Genomic DNA, 21,567 nt, shown 5'->3' with positions numbered 1-21,567 from the left:
CTTTATGTCGCGACTCTTTTCATGTCTTTATGTCGCGACTCTTTTCATGTCTTTATGTCGCGACTCTTTTCATGTCTTTATGTCGCGACTCTTTTCATGTCTTTATGTCGCGACTCTTTTTATGACTTTATGCCTCGACTGTTTTTATTAGTTTAGGTCAGGATTCTTTCTGCTGGCTTATGTCACGGGCTTTTTTATTGTGAAGATCCTGTCGCCGTTATTCTTTTTTTATCGCGGGATAAACCCGTTGCTACGAATTAGGCGTAGCAGCGACTTTAGGTCGCGACTCTTTTCATGTCTTTATGTCGAGATTCTTTCTATGAGCTTATGTCACGGTCCTGTCGCCATTATTGGTTTTCTATCGCGGGATAAACCCGCTGCTACGAGTTTGGCGTAGCAGCGACTTTATGTCGCGACTCTTTCTATAATTTTATGCGAAGATGACGCCATGACGTTCCTGCTGTGGGCCTAGGCGGGAAGGTGACTATCAAACTTCCGAAAAAGACTAAAAACCGTTAAACTTAAGATCTTTAGTATACTCAATACGTTGACTACAGTATGAAATCTCATTTAGGCCGAAGAGCATTTTCCACTATGGAGCTTCATACCTTGTTTAACGGCTATATCTACTCAGATGAAAAACTAAAGCGTGAACAGCCTAAACATTGGCATTTTTGGCTACCTTTACTGAGCTATTACACTGGTGCGTATAGTGATGAAATTGGCTCACTTACACTTAATGATGTTTACTACAAAGACCACGTTCATGTATTTCACTTTAACACCCATGGTAAAATTCAATCGCGAGTGGTGCCTATTCATCCCGCATTATGGCAAGCAGGACTGGAGCAATATCTAACATTGGTAAAACAGCAAGGACATCGACGTCTTATGTTTGATTTACCAGCAAAAACTGGTCGTTATAGCGAGAAAGTTAGAATATGGTTTTCTGGAGAGGGGGAAAGACAAGGGTATCTACAAAAATGTGGTTTACCCAATGTTGATCAGCAAGGAATGAAAACGGCGATCAGCAGTTTACGACTAAACTTCGAGCAACAAATCAGAATATCAGCTATTCAGCTCGGGACTAAAGGCAGTTTTCAATATTTATTGGGTTTAAAGCAAGATGGACATGAAGTTACGCGCCCACCTTTTCACTTGCTCAAGCAGGTTATTTCTCCGATCCGGGTTATTAATCCCAATATCACATGGCAACGCTTTTTGGAGCGGCACTAAAACGTAGTACTCAGTTACTACCACTTCTTACGTCAAGCGCATTATTATTTGCAAGATAAGTTAAGCAAGTAACACGCAGCATAGACGCCAAGTTTTTGATCTCACCATGACGTTCAATCACTTCTTGGTAAAGTAAAGAAATAAACTCGGCAAGACCCAGCTCTTCCCGTTGAGCTATGGTTTCTAATACTTGCCATATTTCATTTTCTAACGCGAGGCTAGTAACAGCTCCTTGAATACGAATAGAACGTTTGGCTACTTCGTAACGATGAGGCTCAGTTGATGCGTAGAGTTCACACATATAAATTCCGTAGGTAAAGTAATGGCAAAAATGATCCACTCAATGATCAGAGTGAAAGACGCTGATCGCTCAATCAAATTTTATCATGATGTATTTGCGTTGGCAGTGAAACGACGCATCGACTTTAATGATTTTTCTCTTATCTACCTTGGCAACGATGAAACTTCGTTTGAACTGGAACTAACTTGGAATCATGACACCACTGTAGATTATACAATCGGTAATGGCTATGGGCATTTGGCTTTCGCCACGGATAGCTTGCAGGCTGTCTACAACAAGGCTCAAAAGAATAGCTATTGCCCTAAAGAAATCAAAGATTTTTATAATCAAAATGTATTAATAGCAAGATTCTTTTTTATTAAAGATCCTGATGGTTATGATATTGAAGTAATTGAAAAAAGCGATGTGTATCGGTAGTAATGGGTTTACCCCGCGACGTCAGGCGTAAAAGCAATCGCGACGTAAAGTCGCTGCTACGAATGTGGATAAACCTGTAGCAGCGGGTTTATCCCGCGACCAAGGTTGGCTATTGCGACATAAAATTGTTAAAGGTGTCACGACGTCAACAAGGCGTAAAAGCAATCGCGACCTAAAGTCTTGAAAACAATCGCGACGTAAAGTCGCTGCTACGAATGTGAATAAACTTGTAGCAGCGGGTTTATCCCGCGACCAAGGTTGGTTATTGCGACATAAAATTGTTAAAAGTGTCACGACGTCAATAAGGCGTGAAAGCAATCGCGACCTAAAGTCTTGAAAACAATCGCGACGTAAAGTCGCTGCTACGAATGTACGCAAACTTGTATCTGGGGGGATCCCACCGCCAAAGTTGATTCCAATATACTTTTCAAGTTTGCTCTCTTTCAAATCTGCTCTATTCTTTAAGTATGCAGGGTTATAAGGATATAACATGTACAAAAGTCAAAACTTGAGGAATAAGCGGGTCTCACTCGTAAATCATTTCTATGCAATTACCTTAACGTGCAAAGATAGAAAATCGTACTTTAACTCCTTTCCGATTTGTGCCGAGGCCGCTAAGACGATCATGGCTTGTGAGCTGGGGCAGCTTTTTAAAGCCATAGCTTTCGTATTAATGCCGGATCATCTTCACTTAATCATTCAATTAAATGGTTCTTTAAAGTTACCAGATTCTATTCGAGCGATAAAAGGTCGCATAGCAACCAGTTTACGTTCTTTCGGAGTATTTGGCTTATGGCAAAAAGGTTATTATGAACATTTAATTCGAAGTGAAGACGACTTAAAAGAACAAGTAAGGTATATAATTCAGAATCCAATTAGGGCTAAGCTTGTTACGCGGGTTGGTAAATATCCATATTGGTTTTGTATTTGGGTGTGATTTAGTGAGGTGATTGCAGTTAAACAATCACGACCCAAAGTAAAAAGGTCGCGACCTAAAGTCGCTGCTACGAATGTACACAAATCTGTAGCAGCGGGTTTATCCCGCGACTAGGATAGATGTTGCGACATAAAATCATTAAAGGTGCCGCGATGTTCAGGCAAGAAAACAGTCGCGACCTAAAGTCGCTGCTACGAATATACACAAACCTGTAGCAGCAGGTTTACTCCGCGACTAGGATAGATGTTACGACATAAAATCATTAAAGGTGCCGCGATGTGAAGGTGTGAAACAGTCGCGACGTAAAGTCGCTGCTACGAATGTACGCAAACCTGTAGCAGCAGGGTTACCCCGCGACTAGGATAGATGTTACGACATAAAATCGTTAAAGGTGTCACGACGTCAAGGCGTGAAACAGTCGCGACCTAAAGTCGCTGCTACGAATGTACACAAATCTGTAGCAGCGGGTTTATCCCGCGACTAGGATAGATGTTACGACATAAAATCGTTAAAGGTGTCACGACGTCAAGGCGTAAAAGCAATCGCGACTTAAAGTCGCTGCTACGAATGTGGATAAACCTGTAGCAGCGGGTTTATCCCGCGACCAAGGTTGGCTATTGCGACATAAAATTGTTAAAGGTGTCACGACGTCAACAAGGCGTAAAAGCAATCGCGACCTAAAGTCGCTGCTACGAATGTAGACAAACCTGTAGCAGCGGGTTTACCCCGCGACAAATTAAGAAGCTAGGCTTAATTGATGAAAGCGTTTCAAAAATTGCGAAAACTCTTCACCTAATTGCTCATCACGAATAGCATATTCAACGATGGCTTTAAGGTAACCAAGCTTGTCGCCACAATCGTGTGAACGACCGCTCATATGAAAAGCCTCAACGGTTTCCTGTTCCATCAGCATATCGATAGCATCGGTTAACTGGATTTCTCCACCAGCACCGACTGGCGTTTTTCTTAGTAGTGGCCAAATATTTTTAGAAAGCACATAGCGACCAACAACTGCTAGATTAGAAGGAGCTTCTTCTATGGCTGGCTTTTCTACCATATGCTTTATTGCACTACTTTCACCTGGACGTAGCGGCACACCGTTGATATCAGCAATACCATACTTGCAGACATCCTGCTGTGGTACAGGCTCTAACATAATTTGGCTAGCTTTCGTTTGGTTGAAACGAGATAGCATTGCAGCTAAATTTTCATTTCCCTGATCGGCTGTGTATTCATCCAAAATGACATCGGGCAGTACAACAACAAAATCATTATCCCCAACAATAGGTTGTGCGCACAAAACTGCATGGCCAAGACCTTTGGCTTCACCCTGACGGACATGCATAATCGTAACGTCTTCAGGGCAAATCGAGCGTACTTCTTGTAAAAGTTTACGCTTAACACGTTTTTCGAGCGTTGCTTCCAATTCAAAGCTGGTATCAAAATGGTTTTCAATTGCATTTTTTGACGAGTGAGTCACTAACACAATTTCTTTAATACCCGCAGCAACACATTCTTTGACAATATATTGAATGAGTGGCTTATCTACCAAAGGCAACATTTCTTTAGGAATGGCTTTGGTCATTGGGAGCATGCGAGTACCAAGGCCCGCGACAGGAATAACTGCTTTCATAAAAAGTCCATATTTTGACTGGTTTCCAATTTTCACCCTGCATTGTAGCGCTTCATACAAAAGTTGCAAACCAGATTAAGTTGCAATTTCTTCAATAGTATTTAGGAGTATACTCTAATACTTCATTTTATGCCGTTGATTCGCTTTTTCGCTATTTTAGAGCTATTTGTTCAAGCCACTAGGCGAATGAAAACATGATGAACGACGAGAGCTGAATGAGCACTGATTTTGGAGATTACAGCTTTGATCTTTCTATGCTTTTTTATATCTCAATTGAGAGTTACTGTGCATAAGAAAGTAAACTGATTTTATCTTGCATATTAGGCTCTATCTAGTGAAACATTAAATTAGGCTTAATTTTTTATTAAGTTCGACTTTACGGCAGGAATGTGGGTTGAATGTGAAGGCGTAGCGTAGTGATCTCATTAAAGCGATGTTAGCTTGTATTACAACTGTTTTTTATCGCGATCTGTACTTATAGGGTTAAATATCATATCTATTTTATTCGGTTATTTTAGGCCGTACGTTAAATTTAAATTGGATAGTCGTAATAAAAAAGCCCCTTTCGGGGCTTAAATTAACCTTTAGATATGGAATAATTAAAAGTTAACTGTGATTTCGTTTGAGCAGATTTCACCAGATTGACACACTTTATATGTGTAGCTGGTGGCTTCTAAATCACGTGAGAAGTCTCTGAATTTACCAGTGTTTGCAACCGTTTCAAGTACTTGACCATCACGGTAAATCGTTACTTCATCAGCACTGCTGCCTTGCCATGAAAGCTCTACGCGGATAAAGCCTAAGCGAGACTTATTAGCGCGAATCAGCGATAGCTCAACCTCATCAGTGCTAACTGTAACAGACTGAGTGGTTGTGTGGCTGTTGCCTTCACTATCAGTCACCGTTAGAGAAACGCTGTACTCACCAGATGCTGCAAATTCATGAATTGGGCTTGCGTCAGTACTGATGCTGCCATCACCAAAGTCCCATGCCCAGCTAACGATATCATCATTCGGATCACGGCTTTCATCAGTGAATGTCACGGCAAGACCAGAAGCAACAAAGCTAAAGCCCGCAACAGGAGGTTGAGGTGATGCTTCGCCTAGACCTGTTAGGTTTAGAGTCCAGCTGTTCAATGTACCAGTATCGATACCTGCATTATCTGAGACAGACAATGTCCAATCACCCGTTGCAACTTCACCATTAAATGCCGCAGAGTTAAAGGTTTGGTTAATGTCATCATCACCGCCACCTTGACGATTATGCAGTGTTGCTACTGTACCTGCAGGAGAAGTAAGCGTAACAATTAAGTCGCCGATGTAGGTGTGTGTAATATCCACTAAGGTATTACTATCAAATACGGTAACGGTGTCAGCCACAGTGATCACAGAAGTAATACCTGAAGCATCGTTATCTGGAATGTCTACCGCGGTAGTATTTTCATAGCTGAAATCACTTAACCCTTGAGGTAATACATACAGTCCTACTTGCTCTTGATCGGCAAGTTCGCCAGATGTTGCGTTAAGCGTGAAACTATACTCACCCCACTGAGTTGAAGCTGCAGTTGGTACAGAAAGTGTTACTGTATCGCCTGGCATCGCAGTAGTTGCAGACAGCGTTGCACCTGCAATCGGTGAAGTAACGGACAAATCAATAGTGCCCTGCCAGTCAGCGACTGAAGCAAAAGTAAATTCGTATGTTGCAGTATCGCCCGCTGTGATTTCTTGATTAGCTGGACGAGCTGATACTCTAAAGCCTGGCTCTGGATCCGCATCAATTACAGCTTGATTCACATTTAAGCGCTTACCAGACACAGTTTTATCGGTAAGATCTGCATTAACATCACCGCTTTGCATTAGTAGGTTTTTAAGCTCAATAGCAGTGAGAGTCGGGTTGATAGAAAGTACTAGAGCCGCTGCACCAGCAACGTGAGGCGTCGCCATCGAAGTACCTGAGTAGCTTGAGTAACCACCACCCGGAACGGTAGATAAAATTGCGCTACCTGGCGCACCCATGTCTACAGACGTCAGACCCCATTGTGAAAATGAAGACATCGCGTCAGTGTGGGTTGTACTAGCAATAGAGAATACGCTGTCGTGCTCATAGCTTGAAGGATAGTGAGGGTTTACATCGTTATCTACCGCACTGTTACCGGCTGCTGCCACAAATAAGATGTCCGCACTTTCACTTGCAGTGATCGCATCAGAGAGTGCTTGGCTAAAACCGCCGCCACCCCAACTGTTATTAGTAACGCGAACGTTGTGACCAGCATTTTTAAGCGCTACGATATAGTCAATACACTCAATTGCATCTGAAGTTGAGCCTGAGCCTGATGCATCTAGGAATTTACAGCCTACGATTGAGACTTCATGGTTCACACCAGCAACGCCTGTAGCGTCGTTGCCTGAGGCACCGATAGTACCTGAAACGTGTGTACCGTGACCTTGGTCGTCCATCGGGTCGCCACTGCCTGTGATTGCGTTAATACCGTGAACGTCATCAATATAGCCGTTACCATCATTATCAATGCCATCTCCAGCGATCTCACCTGGGTTGCGCCATGCGTTTGCCGCGAGATCTGGGTGAGTATAATCAATACCCGTATCGATCACACCGACGATAACATCACGTGAACCAATAGTGATATCCCATGCTTCAGGGGCATCAATATCGGCATCAGCGGTACCACCAGTTTGACCTGTGTTATGCATACCCCAAAGCTCATCAAAGCGACTATCGTCAGGAATTCCAAGTGCTTTTACTTGATAGTCAGGTTCGACATATTCAATGGCCGGGTGGTTAGCTAGTTTTTCAATTGCTTGCTTTGCTGTGATGCTATCTAGTTTAAAGTTTGCTAGGCGACCTTTTAAAACATGGCGATATTTGTCGTCTACGCCATCAGCGTTCAAATCCGCCATCTTGGCTTTTACAAGGTTTCTTGCATTGGCACGAAGTGCAGCAGAAGTGTTTTCTTTAAACACAACTAAGATGCTGTCATCTGCGGTTGCTGTTGTAGTTTCGATTTGAACAGCTGCTTGAGAAGTGAAAGCAAGTACAGGAAGCAAAGCCAAAGACAATGCAGAAAGTTTAGATCTCATATTAATAACCTTTTTAATTTCAAGCGTATCCATCAATACACAATTTTTGAGTTGGTAGTTTTTCTGGTAGTGGCTGTGGTCTTTTTGGCAACGTCTTAAAACCTAGACCCAGATATTGAGCAGTGCAATGTAAAAAAAGAGTTAATCAATAAAATCAGTTTTTTTTACTGATTTTTAATTTTTGGAATAGATTATTTGGTTCTTTTTTATGGGGTGGGTGGATATGGGTACGATTGAACTTTAGTCATACTTTTTTTGTACCTCCATATTTTATTCGTAATTTTGTGTGAGTTTATCCTTGTACTTTGTTGAAAATAATGAAGTATTTTTTTCATAAAATCTTCTTATTTATCTTCAGTTGTTCCCATCTTAGAGTTAAAGGTGACAAGACGTAATAAAATATATTATTTCAACATATGAATTTGCTGACTTTGATATAGATTATGTTTTTCACTAAAAATGTAACACTCTGGTAACTGGCACAGGTGGGAGCGACTCAGGAGTAATGAGTCATAACAGGACGTTAGTTAAGTGAAAAGTTGCAGTTGGCTGAGTTCGGCAACAACTCAATGCCTGCACCGATCACTTAATTGAAAAATAATATAATAAATCTCTAAGGAGAACAGTGTGAAGTTTTCAAAATCAATCGTGAGTTGCGCTATCGCGCTTGCGTTAACACATTCAGTTACAGCACATGCTGAGGCAAAATCAGATAATAAACCACTTTCAACTTCTGCACTTTCACAAGTGGAGCGTGCAAGTGGAACAAGTAACGAACTCAAACTTTCACAAACGTCAGGTAGCCAAGGTGGTAACGAGTTAGCTTCGGTGCAACTGGGTACTTCTAACCTGACAGATGTGACTACGATTGGCGACAACAATATTACTGAGGCCGATCAGAATGGTACTGGTAACGTCGCTATTATTACGACCACCGGTAATAACAATAATCAAGTATATAGCCAAGATGGTGAATCTAACGGCGCATTAACTGAGGTTACTGGTGATGATAACGCGATTGACATTCAGCAATCAGGTAGCGGGATCCTTGGGATTAACAACGAAGCCATCAATGTGATTAACGGCGATCAAAATACGATTACAGTATCTCAAGGTTCTGGCGGCCAATGGTTCTACAACCTAAATATGCAAGGTAGCCAAAACGAAGTTACAGCGACACAAACAGGTACGTGGAACGAAGCGACACTTGAGTCAGTACAAGGTGACATGAACCAAATCACCTTAGATCAAGATGGTGTGTACAACCAATATAAAGTAGTTAGTCTACAAGGTAATGAAAACGAAATTGAATCGAGCCAAAGCGGCAACTTCAATGTTATCTCTGTAGAGACTGTGATTGGTGATGACAACCAAGTTGAGATCGAGCAATCGGAAGGTGATAGCAATACGGTTAACGTATTTGAAATTACTGGAGATAATAACGAGCTTAATATCGATCAGGAAGGTTCAACTAACACTTTCGCGTCAGATTTATTAGTTGGTAACGACAATGAAGTGATGACTGAACAACGTGGCGACGAGAACAAAGTCCAAGCAGACGTTATTGGTGATAATAACGAATTTACTGCGATGCAAATCGGTAATGGTAACGAGATGTATCTTGGTGTTGCTGGCGAGAACAATGAATTCTCAGCAACTCAAGTAGGTGATGCGAACATCGCACACATTGCGAACTTCAACGGTAGTGATAATGATGTAGATGTTACCCAAACGGGTGATGAAAACGAGGCGGTGGTGCAGTCATCTTATCCAGACGTTAGCCTGGCAAGTAATGATAACGCTGTTGATATTTCTCAAAGTGGCACGGGCAATGGTGTTGTTGTGACAATGAGCAGCGTATTTGATAGTAGCTCAAACCAAGTAGATATTGCGCAGTCTGGCGAGTTCAACGCGATTGATCTGATGCTTGAAGGCAGTCGCAATATGCTAGACATCACACAAAGTGGTAGCAACAACTTTGTGATGGGGATGGGTTCTGAGGCATTCATCATCAATGGCGATGATAATGCGTTTACAGTAAGTCAAATTGGTGACGGCAACTTAGTCCAAGGTGGAATTACAGGTAGTGGTCAAAACATTACCGTAACTCAGGTTGGTGACAACAACGTTGCGACTATCACTCAGCAATAACTAAGTAATTTAGATAGGGGGCAAAACCAGCCCCCATATTTTGTACTATTCAGCTAACCAAAACATCAATGTGAATCTCGTCAGCAAAGACATTCTACGCCGTGAGTAAACAAATAATGATAAGAATAATAACACTCTTGAGCGCTATGCTCGTTTCTACATTTTCACTGAGTGCACAAGAAGATGTAGAAATTGATGGTTTAGTGATGGATCAGAGTATTAGCCGATTTGGTCACCAGTTTTACTTTCAATTTTCACAGCTGTGGAGAGATGTTCCTAACACCTCTGGAATTAATATCACGGTTAAAGAAACGGTTTTGCCAAGAGCTGGCACTCGGTTAGAGGTTTTAATGAACAGTCGTGCAGTGTACGCAACAGCAATGGGAAGAAGGGGCGGCTCCGTTGATGAACGAGTTGAAACTGCTATTTTCACCATTATGGACGCGATGGCGCGAGAACAATATCAACAGAATGGCTCTGAAGATCTAGCAGCGAGCGGGTGGTAAAATGACAACAATAAAAACAACAATCATGTTCGCTGGTTTAATACTACTTGGTAGTGCTCATGTGACAGCGACTGAGCTTGTATATAAACCAATTAACCCTGCATTCGGTGGTAATCCGTTAAATGCCAATATGTTACTGAGTAAAGCACAATCTCAAAATAAACATAGAGCACCAATCATAGAAAAAACCTATGACGAAAAGTTTCAAGAATCACTCGAGCGTACGTATCTTAACCGTTTGGTAAGAGAAATCACGGATGTTGCGTTTGGTGATGACATCAAAGACAGTATATTTGATCAGGATGCGACATTTATGAGTGGCGACTATCAAATTCAAGTGATCACCAGTACACCCGACACCATCACGGTTAGGATCACGAATACGGCATCGGGTGAAGAAACCATTCTAGAGGTACCCAGATTTGCCTCATCGGCTGGTGGAGGATATTAAATGCTCCGCGTAATTTTATTGGTATTTTTATTACTGCTTGGCGGTTGTTCTAGTATGTCTCGCGTGTTGCCTCCCTCGCAAAGTATAGCAATTGAGTTGACCGACACCGAAACCTTTGCAGAACTAAAAAATTTACCTACACCTAAAGGGCGAATTCCTGTCTCTGTTTATTCATTTCGCGACCAAACAGGGCAATACAAACCACAAGATAATGTCAGTTCATTTTCAACAGCGGTGACTCAAGGCGCTAACTCTATTTTAATGCAGGCATTACACGAAACGGATTGGTTTATTCCGGTAGAACGTGAAGGACTGCAAAACTTGCTGACTGAGCGCAAAATTATTCGTGCAGCAAGTGATGATAATGACACAAACGCTTTGCCACCTTTAATGACTGCAAAGATCATTTTAGAAGGCGGGATCATCAGCTATGACTCTAATATCCGTACAGGTGGTTTGGGGATGGAGTATTTTGGCATAGGTGCATCTGAGCTTTACCGTGAGGATGTTATCTCCATTTATATGCGCGCAGTTGATGTTCGTACCGGGCAAGTGTTGCTCTCCGTCGCGAGTAGCAAAAAGGTGCTATCCATGGAGGTTCGGGCAGGGTTTTTCCGCTATGTAAGTTATAAACGTTTGGCTGAAGCCGAAGCGGGTTTTAGCGATAATGAGCCAATGCACATTTGTGTAACCCAAGCGATAGAAAAAGCGCTGACTTTGATGGTACAACAAGGTATTGAAAAAGGCGTGTGGTCGGCCGCTACCGCATCGTAGGTCACGCTTTAGCGCGACAAACCTTTACCACAACGCTTCCTTTTATATGGCACGCACACCAACCGTAGGTCGTGCTTTAGCGCGACACATCTTCACCACAACGCTTCCTTTTATATGGCACACACCACCAACCGTAGGTCGTGCTTTAGCACGACACATCTTTAAGCACGACACAACCTTGAGCACGTGCTCCATACTACCCACTTTAAAATAAAGAATAATACTGGTGCATGAGATTCAACAATAAAGTCAGCCACCAATAAGCTGAGTATGTTAATCTAATTGGCAATGAAATAATAAAGAACGCTAACATCATGCATGTACATATTTTAGGGATTTGCGGTACCTTTATGGGCGGGATCGCAGCCATCGCTCAATCATTGGGGCACAAAGTCACAGGTTCAGATCTCAATGTTTACCCGCCGATGAGTACACAACTTGAATCACTCGGAATTGAACTAACTCAAGGGTACGACCCTAAGCAACTCATCGATGTTGAGCCTGATGTGGTGATCATCGGCAATGCCATGAGCCGTGGTAATCCGTGCGTTGAATATGTTTTAGAAAAAGGTATGCGTTATACCTCAGGCCCTGAATGGTTAAAAGACCATGTTTTACGCCAGTCATGGGTGTTAGCTGTGGCCGGTACGCATGGCAAAACGACCACTGCAAGTATGTTAGCGTGGTTACTCGAATACGCAGGATTACGCCCAGGTTTTTTGATCGGTGGCATAGTGCAAAACTTTGGTGTGTCGGCGCGCACGTCAGATACGCCATTCTTTGTTATCGAAGCCGATGAATACGATACGGCGTTTTTCGATAAACGCAGCAAGTTTGTTCATTATTTACCTCGCACGTTAATACTCAATAATCTTGAATATGATCACGCTGATATTTTTCCAGATTTAAATGCCATTCAAACCCAGTTTCATCATTTAATTCGCACGCTACCCAGCCAAGGTAAAGCAGTATATCCAGCGGATGATACTGCGCTACAAAACGTCATTGAACGTGGTTTTTGGAGCGAGCAGGAATCCCTTGGTAAAGAATGGTCGTATAACTTGCTCAAGGCTGACGGCTCTCGCTTTACGGTATTATTTGAGGGCGAAGAAAAAGGCGAAGTAAATTGGCAAGCGATTGGTTTGCATAATGTCAAAAATGCCATGATGGCGATTGCGGCGGCGAGACATGTGGGCATTCCAATCGAGGTGAGTATCGAAGCGCTAGGGCAATTTATTTCTCCCAAACGCCGGATGGAAGTCAAAGGGGAGGTCAATGGCGTTACTGTCTATGATGACTTCGCGCATCACCCCACGGCAATAGCAACGACCCTAGCAGGGCTTAGAGCCAAAGTGGGAGATGCATCTATCATTGCTATTTTAGAGCCGCGCTCAAATACGATGAAGCTCGGCATTCATCAAGAAACCTTATTGCAATCACTTGATGTTGCAGATGAAGTGTATCTATTCGAACCAGATGGCTTATCTTGGTCTCTTAAAGCACAAGCCGAAGCCGCAGATCGTCAGTGTTTTGCAAGCGTAGATGAGATTGTCGCACAGGTTGTGACAAATCAAGCACCAAACCAACATGTGCTGATCATGAGTAATGGTGGTTTTGGTGGCATCCACGACAAACTTTTAACTGCATTGAAAAAGTAATCATTATGTCAGAACAAACATTTAATGGGCCAATTACGCTGGCCTTTAGTGGTGCGTCGGGCGCCCCTTACGGACTGAGATTACTCGAGGTATTGGTGTCGTTAAACTATCAAGTTTACGTGCTAATCTCGAGCGCAGCCAGAGTGGTGTTGGATACTGAATCTAATTTAAAACTCTCAGGAAATGAACAAAAAGCAACGGAGCAACTACAGACGCTTTTCTGTGCTAAAGATAAGCAAATTCAGGTATTTGGTAAAGATAACTGGTTTAGCCCTGTGGCATCTGGCTCGGCCGCACCAAAGCAGATGGTGGTGTGTCCGTGTAGCGCAGGAAGCGTGTCAGCCATTGCGCTTGGGGCATCTGATAATTTGCTTGAGCGTGCAGCCGATGTGGTGATCAAAGAACGTGGCCAATTAATATTAGTGCCGCGCGAGACGCCCTTTAGTCCAATTCACCTTGAAAACATGCTCAAGCTTAGCCGCTTGGGGGTGACTATCATGCCGGCAGCGCCCGGTTTTTATCATCAGCCACAAAGTATCGACGATTTGGTCGACTTTATGGTGGCCCGTATTTTAGATCATCTACACATCGAGCATACCTTAGTTAAGCGCTGGGGTTATGGAGAATAATAAAATATGACAATAGCACTGAACATCAAAGGGTTAAATAAAGTTTATAGTAACGGCGTCGAAGCCGTAAAAGGCATTGATCTCGAAGTTCAAGAAGGGGACTTCTTCGCATTGCTTGGTCCAAATGGAGCGGGTAAATCTACCACAATAGGGGTTATTGCCTCACTGGTAAATAAAACCCAAGGCAGCGTAGAGGTTTTTGGTCATAGTATTGATACTCATTTGGAAGACGCTAAATCGAACTTAGGTTTAGTACCACAGGAGTTCAACTTTAGCCAATTCGAGACGCTTAACCAAATTCTAGTGACTCAGGCGGGCTATTATGGTGTGCCAAGAGACGTTGCCCATCAGCGAGCCGAGAAGTATCTCAAACAACTAGGACTATTTGATAAAAAAGACAAGCAAGCTCGCACGTTATCCGGTGGTATGAAACGGCGCTTGATGATTGCAAGAGCATTGATGCATGAGCCTAAGCTTCTTATTTTGGATGAACCTACCGCTGGTGTGGACATAGAACTACGCCGTTCTATGTGGGACTTTTTGCGTGAAATTAATAAGCAAGGCGTAACGATTATACTCACAACGCATTACTTAGAAGAGGCAGAGCTGTTGTGCCGTAATATTGCGATTATCGATAAAGGTACGATTGTTGAGCACACGACCATCAAGGCATTACTTGCTAAGTTAGACAAAGAAACGTTTGTACTTGATCTTAAGCCACCCATACAGCCTGTGGCACTCGATGGTTACCAATTTACCACCGTCGATGACCATACTATTGAGGTAGAAGTAGCTAAGTCGCAAGGGCTCAATGGGGTATTCACACAACTCACAGAGCAAGGTAATCAAGTATTAAGTATGCGTAACAAAGCTAACCGTTTGGAAGAGTTGTTTGTTGGCTTACTAGAGCAGGGGAGAGGGGCATAATTGTGTTGAAATATGGCGTCGCGTTAAAAAGTATTTGGATAAAAGAGTGTATTCGGTTTTTACGTATTTGGGTGCAAACCTTAGTACCCCCAGCGATCACCATGACACTTTATTTTGTGATATTTGGCAGTTTAATCGGCTCGCGCATTGGTGATATGGGTGGCTTTAGCTACATGGAGTTTATTGTACCTGGCTTAATCATGATGTCGGTGATCACCAACTCCTACTCTAATGTAGCCTCGAGTTTTTATTCCACCAAGTTTCAAAAGAGCATTGAAGAGCTGCTCGTTGCACCAGTGCCTAACTATATTATTGTACTTGGCTATATGGGCGGTGGTATGGCGCGAGGTATGCTGGTCGGGCTTATTGTTACTATCGTCAGTCTGTTTTTTGTGGATATTCAAATTCACAATCTAGCGGTTATCGTTATTACGGTTATTTTAACGTCAGCCGTGTTTGCATTAGGCGGTTTGATCAATGCGGTATTTGCCAATAGTTTCGACGATATTAGTATTATTCCGACCTTTGTGCTGACACCTCTGACTTATCTAGGTGGTGTATTTTACTCAATCACATTACTACCGGAGTTTTGGCAAGGTGTGTCGCAGGTAAATCCAATCATCTATATGGTAAATGCCTTCCGTTTTGGCTTTTTAGGTGTTTCGGACGTTGATATTGGCGTCGCCTTTACGGTATTAGGTGTATTTATATGTGGTCTATTTTGGTTGTCACTGTACTTAATTAAACGCGGTGTTGGACTAAGACACTAACCGCAGGATAAAGAATGAGCGCTGTCATCAATTGCAGCGCTCTTGCGTTATTTCAGGTAAAATCCTTACCATTCCCCTTAATAATGACTGGTTATGACAGAAGCAAACTCTCGTAGTATCACCACTAATCAACAAGGGCTACACGAAAAGCTCGATGAAATCGTTAATAAGCATCTAACCGCTGAGTTTAAAAAGCCCATTGCGGCACATACACAAAGTGCTTTCGATGAGGTTAATGCACGAGTACAGGCCTTTAATGGACCGATTATTTTGGACTCATGTTGTGGTGTTGGTGAAAGTACTGCAAATTTGGCGAAGCGACACCCTGATGCGTTGGTAATTGGCATCGACAAGTCTGCGCATCGGCTAGATAAACACGATGTTGAATATAAACAAACAGAACAAGGCCAATATATTTTGGTGCAAGCCGATCTCAATGACTTTTGGCGATTAGCGCTGGAAGCCGATTGGCAGCCAACTCACCACTATTTGCTGTATCCTAATCCGTGGCCGAAAGCTAAACATATTCAAAGACGCTGGCATGGTAGCGCGGTGTTCCCGTTTATCGTGAAGCTAGGCGGTAAGTTGGAGCTGCGCAGTAATTGGGATATCTATGTAAAAGAGTTTGCCAGGGCTTTGGCGCTTAGCGGTGTTGATGCTGAAGTGGAAGCCTATGAAAGTGATGAGGCTATTACACCCTTTGAACGTAAGTATTGGGCAAGTGGTCAATCAAGTACCCGCTTAGTCGTAACACTTTAATTTAACCTATTACAGATCTACACTTCAAATTGATATAAGCGGCTTAAAGGTGGCCGCTTGCTTTGCCTATCCAACTCCCTTCTAATCTTGCAACGCCAGCAGCTTCCAATTGTTTTGCCTGTTTGCTGGTGGCAACACAGGGTACAATCAAATCGATCCGCTTTGCATTACAATGACTTGCAAGATATTCAATGGAGCTCAGCAGCATCTCATCTTCATCCAAGTTTTCACAAATACTGGCTTCTAAACAAATGGCGTCCAGTGGGAGTTTTAAGATCCGGTTGATGGTAAGAAAACCGCTATTCACACCCGTTACCGCAACATTTGCTCCTTTTGCTTTTAACGACTGCATCATTAAGCTCATATCGCTAAAGTTTTTGAGCACATCCGTTTCATTAAACTCAAATGTGATGAGCTGTGGTTGTGGGTAACGGCGTAGGATCTGGCTGATATATTCAAAATATTCCGCATCCGCGATTTCACTATGGCTTAGTTGCATGCTCCAAGCATGGTTTGATTTACGGAAACGGGTGACGCATAACTCAAGTAGCTTCATGCTAATTTGAGCGCGGAGTTTTGGTTGCTTCATCACTGGGTAAAAATGTTCGGCGTCGATGATAGCGCCGCGCTCGTTAAGGACGCGTGCCGTGCAATGGTACTGAATGTCAGCATGATCATGACAAGCTTTACGCGGCGTAAAGAAAGGAATGATGCGGTCTGATTCACACGCGCTTTGCAGTAAACGGGTGAGGTGGAGATTTTTTGATTGTTGTTGAGGATTCAGTTGCAGCTGAGAATCAAAATAACACACTTGGGTATTTTGCTGTTGAGCCTGACGTAGCGCGAGAAAAGCATTTTCAAGTAACAGCGCGCAATTGCCTTTAGCAACACCCGCACACAAATTAACGTATAAATGCGGCGCGTCGTAGATGGGTTTTGCACAAGGGAATGACTCTGTTAAGTTCGCCAAATAATGCTCACCGTTTTCGATACTGGTAACTAGTGCAATTTTAGACGTAGTAAGGCGATAAACCTCAAATGGATGGGTAAACTCACTAAAGTAACTCATGACTTTTGCCATAACGTTATCGCCGACTTCCGTGCCATAGAAGCTAATGATATCCTCAAGCTCTTTAACCCACACCACGCTTAAGCATAGGTGTTGCGATTTAGAATATTTAAGTGCTTGCTCAAGGGCGATTCGGTTGCCAAATCCGGTGCGACTATCTGTTGTTAAAGTCTTCTTGTAGTACATAAAGTACAAGCTCACGACGACCAAAAACATCACAAAAAAGAAGCTAGCGTCAATGGCGGCATCCATCACGCTTTCTTGTAACCGACTTTCTAAATCGTGAATGGTTAAGTCGGCACCTGCTATATAAGTAGTGCCATCGGGTAGCACAAAAGGAATAAACACACTTTTAAAGTGACCCCATTTGTCTTTGGCTATTTCAAATACAGGTTCGGTAGAATGAAAGGCGCTTTTTAGGGTAATCGAGGCCTCAGAATAAACGTCTTGGTAACGTGTAAGTCTGTTGAGTTTAAGGTCTTCTCGAGTGTAACTGGACGCAGTAAAGTGCACGTAAGGTGGCTTAAGCACCATGGTATAGACGTATTCAACATTTAGAGCACGGGCAAGCTCGGTGAGGGCATGACTTTTTTGCTTAAATTCGGCAGGGGTTATTTGCTCTGGTGACTCGTGATATTTTTTACCTACAATGACGTTGGCGCTGGTGGCAGCATTGATTAGCTGGGCGTCGATCCTTGCCATGATATCGCGGCGCGTATCATAATAGTTGGCGATAACATAAATCGATAGGGCAGCTAAAAAGATAAAAGAGGCTAAAACGAGCCAAGCAACTGGGAGTCGGGAAGTGTAACCTGTGAGCCCTAAAAACTGAGTTGCTTTTGCTGTAGGCTGCCTAGATTTAGCTTTGAGCGGTTGAGCGATACTCCGAGTATTCATGATAATCCTTTATCCACAATATCGTTATCTAACAACGATAAAATGCCTAACTGGCGTAAGCGTGGTGGCTGCTTTGTTACATAATATAAACAATACAACATAAATTGACGTCTTGAGAAGAAATAAAGCAAAAAACTTTTTCTCCAATGATCAATAAAATGCATTGTTGCGAGCAAATCGGCAATATACCGTTTTGCTGGGTTTATGTCCCCATTTTATACCTTATTTTTGACGAGAATGTAAAATAGAAACGTCAAGATACTGGTGGATTTTTCACTGAACTTTCGTTGGGTTTTCATAAAATTGTCAATGTTTCATGAATTTTAACTAGACAATAGAAGACAATTCCCTTTCTTTACAGTAAAGTTAGCCATTTCATGTATCACAATCTCTTGTGCAATTTGTATTTACTCAATTTCTAAAATGGGTAGATAGGCTACTGCACCGTTTGATGTTTAGGTAGTATTGATGGGTCCAAAGCGTTGCGCCGTTGCGTCTGAAGAAAGCTTAATGCGTATATTTACCGTGCCTGAGGCGCCTGATTCAACTTTAAGCAGAATCGAGCAAGAAATCTCGAGCAATTTGGCTGGCTTTTTAAATGAGAATATTGCGGCAATCGAAAAGCCACTGCACGAAGTTGAAAAAGACTTTCAGTCGGCAGTGATCCCCGAAGTGCCGATGTTTGTCTCCGACTATGCGCAAGATATCATGGAGCAATTAGTTGCTCACTCGGTACATACCGCAGCCCCAAGCTTTATTGGCCATATGACTTCAGCTTTACCGCATTTCGTGTTGCCTCTGTCGAAGCTGATGGTGGGACTCAATCAAAACCTAGTCAAAATTGAAACGTCAAAAGCCTTTACTCCACTTGAACGTCAAGTGTTGGGAATGATGCATCATTTGGTTTACGGTAGCGATGATGCTTTCTACGATAAGTGGATGCACAGCGCAAAAACGTCTCTTGGTGCTTTTTGTTCTGGTGGCACAATTGCCAATATAACCGCGCTTTGGATAGCAAGAAACCGCTTATTAAAAGCGGATGGTGAATTTAAAGGCATTGGCGCATCGGGTATTGTGGCCGCGATGCTACATTATGGCTACCGAGGCTTAGCGGTATTGGTTTCTGAAAGAGGCCATTATTCGCTAGGTAAGGCCGCTGATGTGTTAGGTATTGGCCGCGATAACTTCATTTCAATCAAAACAGCTGGCAACAATAAGGTTGATGTTGAAGCCATGCGAACTAAAGCTCATGAGCTTGAAGCGCAAGGGATTAAAGTACTGGCTTTAGTTGGTGTTGCAGGGACAACCGAAACAGGTAATATTGACCCGTTAGAAGAGATGGCTGACTTAGCCGAAGAGCTGAATTGTCACTTTCATGTCGACGCCGCTTGGGGTGGAGCAACACTACTATCGAATAACAATCGCCACCTTCTTAAAGGGGTGGAGCGAGCAGATTCAATAACCATAGATGCGCACAAACAAATGTATGTGCCTATGGGGGCGGGTATGGTGCTATTTAAAGACCCTGCAGCATCTGATGCAATTGAACATCACGCCGAATACATCTTACGGAAAGGCTCAAAAGATCTGGGTAGTCATACTTTAGAGGGGAGTCGTCCTGGTATGGCGATGTTAGTGCACGCATGCCTGCGTGTGATTGGTCGTCAAGGCTATGAGATGCTCATTGATAAAGGGATTGAAAAGGCGCGGTATTTTGCTGAACTCATTAAACAAACCCCTGATTTTGAGCTGATCTCTGAACCTGAGCTATGTTTGCTGACTTATCGCTATGTGCCTGAGCAAATAAAAGCGGCAATTGCACAAGCGGATGAACAAGAAAAGATAGAGATTTATGCCGCACTTAACCGTTTTACTGCGAGCATGCAAAAGCGTCAGCGTGAAGCAGGTCGCTCTTTTGTTTCTCGAACACGCTTAACGCCAGAGCAATATGACCGCCAACCTACGGTGGTATTCCGAGTGGTTTTGGCCAACCCTCTGACATCGGAGTCTTTGCTTAAAGAAATCATGGATGAGCAACGACAATTGGCAATGTCAGATCCGGTATTTAAAAAATACCTCGCAAAATATATTAAATAATCCAATGAATAAAGTGGCCTCGTGCCACTTTAATAAACTCAGGTTTATTACCTTTTAGCATTACTTCCTTTACGGATTGCTCTACTTATATTCTTATTTCTTACATAATCGTGTGAAAATATTCCAAAACATAGGTTAATTCTAGTATTTAAGACTATGCTTAAAAATTATGGCGCGTTATGCTAGCAGAAAAGAATAAAATCTTCGTATTATGTTGAAGAACTTTAGCAATGTCACTCAGAGGCTTAGGCGGCTCAGTTCGCAAGAGCTTGATGTATCGGGAACATTTCAAAGCTTCCTGATTGATTTACTAGATGAAGGTAAGCTTACCTTAGACGTCACTCGGGTGTCTGTTTGGTTGTTTGACGATCTTGACAAACCTTCTGAGCTTATCAATGTTGCTAATACAGACTGGCAGGGTGACGAGTTACCTGTGCAATTGCCTGCCTTAACGTATGAAAACTTTCCCGCTTATTTTTCAGCAATCAACAGTGGTCAATCGATAGATGCGAACGACGCTGCTGCCGATCCCAGAACGTCTGAATTTCAAGAGTGTTATTTAACCCCAAACCACATAATGACCATGTTAGATACGGTGATCTTTAAAAATGGTATTCCTCACGGAGTGGTGTGCTGTGAGGGGAATAATGGCGTACGTACGTGGCACAAAGATGAAATCGCGTTTGCAGAGATGATTGCGGACTGCTGCAGTCGCCGATTACTGGTTAAAGAGTTATGGCAGTTACAGCTGCAACTCACTGACATGGCGTTTAAAGATCCACTCACTGGGTTGAGTAATCGACGCTTTTTAATGGATAACGCAAAACGTGAGATCAGTCGTCATGCCCGCTTTGATCATCCATTTAGTATGATGATGCTAGACATAGATCACTTTAAAAAAATCAACGATAACCATGGCCATGAAACCGGTGATTTAGTGTTAAAAAGCTTTGCCGAGATCTGTGTAAATACCTTAAGGTTAGAAGACTGTATGTGTCGCTTAGGGGGAGAAGAGTTTATTGTGCTGTTACCTAACACACCGGTAAATTCAGCGATGGTGATTGCCGAGCGCCTACGACAAGAAATAGAGCAATCGGTTATCTCTACGCCATCAGGGGAGATCACCATTACATCAAGCTTTGGGGTTGCTGAAGTCAATACCAATTTACCTTTTGGTCATTCGTTAAAAGCCGTTGATCACGCGGTATATCAAGCCAAAGCTGCAGGCCGCAACTGCGTGATCCCCGCGCAATAGAG

At 42.8% G+C, this 21,567-nt stretch carries 18 protein-coding genes; 14 read left to right on the top strand and 4 right to left on the bottom strand.

The annotated features are described in order from the left end of the window. Positions 1–558: 558 nt before the first annotated feature. Positions 559–1,236: a hypothetical protein gene (locus EXT47_RS14135; RefSeq protein WP_188249444.1), complete on the top strand. Its 678-nt coding sequence runs from the start codon at positions 559–561 to the stop codon at positions 1,234–1,236. A gap of 10 nt (positions 1,237–1,246) precedes the next feature. Here the strand turns inward: EXT47_RS14135 and EXT47_RS14130 are convergent, their stop codons facing one another. Continuing rightward, on the bottom strand, positions 1,247–1,537 hold the full coding sequence (locus tag EXT47_RS14130) for a ribbon-helix-helix domain-containing protein (protein ID WP_039494266.1): 291 nt from the start codon (positions 1,535–1,537) through the stop codon (positions 1,247–1,249). 21 nt (positions 1,538–1,558) lie between these two features. Between EXT47_RS14130 and EXT47_RS14125 the strand changes: the two genes are divergently transcribed. After that, positions 1,559–1,954 carry a VOC family protein gene (locus tag EXT47_RS14125; protein ID WP_039494268.1) on the top strand — a complete coding sequence of 132 codons (396 nt, stop codon included), beginning with the start codon at positions 1,559–1,561 and terminating at the stop codon, positions 1,952–1,954. A gap of 490 nt (positions 1,955–2,444) precedes the next feature. Beyond that, positions 2,445–2,891 (top strand): transposase, encoded by a 447-nt coding sequence (locus EXT47_RS14120; protein ID WP_130126873.1) that lies wholly within the window; start codon positions 2,445–2,447, stop codon positions 2,889–2,891. A 736-nt stretch (positions 2,892–3,627) separates the two neighbouring features. Here the strand turns inward: EXT47_RS14120 and galU are convergent. Next, positions 3,628–4,524 (bottom strand): UTP--glucose-1-phosphate uridylyltransferase GalU, encoded by an 897-nt coding sequence (gene galU / locus EXT47_RS14115; protein ID WP_039494271.1) that lies wholly within the window; start codon positions 4,522–4,524, stop codon positions 3,628–3,630. Between the two features lie 599 nt (positions 4,525–5,123). Beyond that, positions 5,124–7,622, bottom strand: a complete 2,499-nt coding sequence (locus tag EXT47_RS14110) for a S8 family serine peptidase (RefSeq protein WP_306419071.1) — start codon at positions 7,620–7,622, stop codon at positions 5,124–5,126. A gap of 627 nt (positions 7,623–8,249) precedes the next feature. Between EXT47_RS14110 and EXT47_RS14105 the strand changes: the two genes are divergently transcribed. From EXT47_RS14105 to EXT47_RS14065, 9 genes are all read left to right on the top strand, one after another. Next, the gene (locus EXT47_RS14105; protein WP_039494276.1) at positions 8,250–9,773 is read left to right on the top strand and encodes a curlin; all 1,524 of its coding nucleotides are present in this window, start codon (positions 8,250–8,252) and stop codon (positions 9,771–9,773) included. Between the two features lie 116 nt (positions 9,774–9,889). After that, positions 9,890–10,279, top strand: coding sequence for a CsgE family curli-type amyloid fiber assembly protein (locus EXT47_RS14100; protein WP_010368511.1), 390 nt, complete (start codon positions 9,890–9,892; stop codon positions 10,277–10,279). Position 10,280: 1 nt separating this feature from the next. Next, complete coding sequence (locus tag EXT47_RS14095; RefSeq protein ID WP_039494278.1) at positions 10,281–10,730, top strand: curli assembly protein CsgF; 450 nt, start codon at positions 10,281–10,283, stop codon at positions 10,728–10,730. Further along, positions 10,731–11,504, top strand: coding sequence for a CsgG/HfaB family protein (locus tag EXT47_RS14090; protein WP_039494281.1), 774 nt, complete (start codon positions 10,731–10,733; stop codon positions 11,502–11,504). A gap of 314 nt (positions 11,505–11,818) precedes the next feature. Beyond that, entirely contained in the window at positions 11,819–13,162 is a 1,344-nt protein-coding gene (mpl, locus tag EXT47_RS14085) for a UDP-N-acetylmuramate:L-alanyl-gamma-D-glutamyl-meso-diaminopimelate ligase (protein ID WP_130126871.1), read from the top strand. Between the two features lie 5 nt (positions 13,163–13,167). Further along, a complete protein-coding gene (locus EXT47_RS14080; protein WP_130126870.1) occupies positions 13,168–13,791 on the top strand; it encodes a flavin prenyltransferase UbiX in 624 nt (207 codons plus the stop codon). Positions 13,792–13,797: 6 nt separating this feature from the next. Next, positions 13,798–14,718 carry an ABC transporter ATP-binding protein gene (locus EXT47_RS14075; RefSeq protein WP_130126869.1) on the top strand — a complete coding sequence of 307 codons (921 nt, stop codon included), beginning with the start codon at positions 13,798–13,800 and terminating at the stop codon, positions 14,716–14,718. Positions 14,719–14,720: 2 nt separating this feature from the next. Then, a complete protein-coding gene (locus tag EXT47_RS14070; RefSeq protein ID WP_039494290.1) occupies positions 14,721–15,488 on the top strand; it encodes an ABC transporter permease in 768 nt (255 codons plus the stop codon). Positions 15,489–15,581: 93 nt separating this feature from the next. Further along, on the top strand, positions 15,582–16,247 hold the full coding sequence (locus EXT47_RS14065; protein WP_130126868.1) for a tRNA (guanosine(46)-N(7))-methyltransferase TrmB: 666 nt from the start codon (positions 15,582–15,584) through the stop codon (positions 16,245–16,247). A gap of 43 nt (positions 16,248–16,290) precedes the next feature. Here the strand turns inward: EXT47_RS14065 and EXT47_RS14060 are convergent, their stop codons facing one another. Further along, positions 16,291–18,213: an EAL domain-containing protein gene (locus EXT47_RS14060; protein WP_069020869.1), complete on the bottom strand. Its 1,923-nt coding sequence runs from the start codon at positions 18,211–18,213 to the stop codon at positions 16,291–16,293. 468 nt (positions 18,214–18,681) lie between these two features. On the opposite strand from EXT47_RS14060, the gene panP reads away from it, so the two are divergent. Continuing rightward, the gene (gene panP / locus EXT47_RS14055; RefSeq protein ID WP_039494295.1) at positions 18,682–20,310 is read left to right on the top strand and encodes a pyridoxal-dependent aspartate 1-decarboxylase PanP; all 1,629 of its coding nucleotides are present in this window, start codon (positions 18,682–18,684) and stop codon (positions 20,308–20,310) included. A gap of 211 nt (positions 20,311–20,521) precedes the next feature. Continuing rightward, positions 20,522–21,565 (top strand): sensor domain-containing diguanylate cyclase, encoded by a 1,044-nt coding sequence (locus EXT47_RS14050; RefSeq protein WP_130126867.1) that lies wholly within the window; start codon positions 20,522–20,524, stop codon positions 21,563–21,565. The last annotated feature ends 2 nt before the right edge of the window (positions 21,566–21,567 follow it).

Origin of the sequence: Pseudoalteromonas sp. CO342X, from assembly GCF_004208915.1 — a bacterium.
Lineage (GTDB): Bacteria > Pseudomonadota > Gammaproteobacteria > Enterobacterales > Alteromonadaceae > Pseudoalteromonas > Pseudoalteromonas maricaloris.
This window is presented reverse-complemented; position numbering and strand designations above follow the sequence as displayed.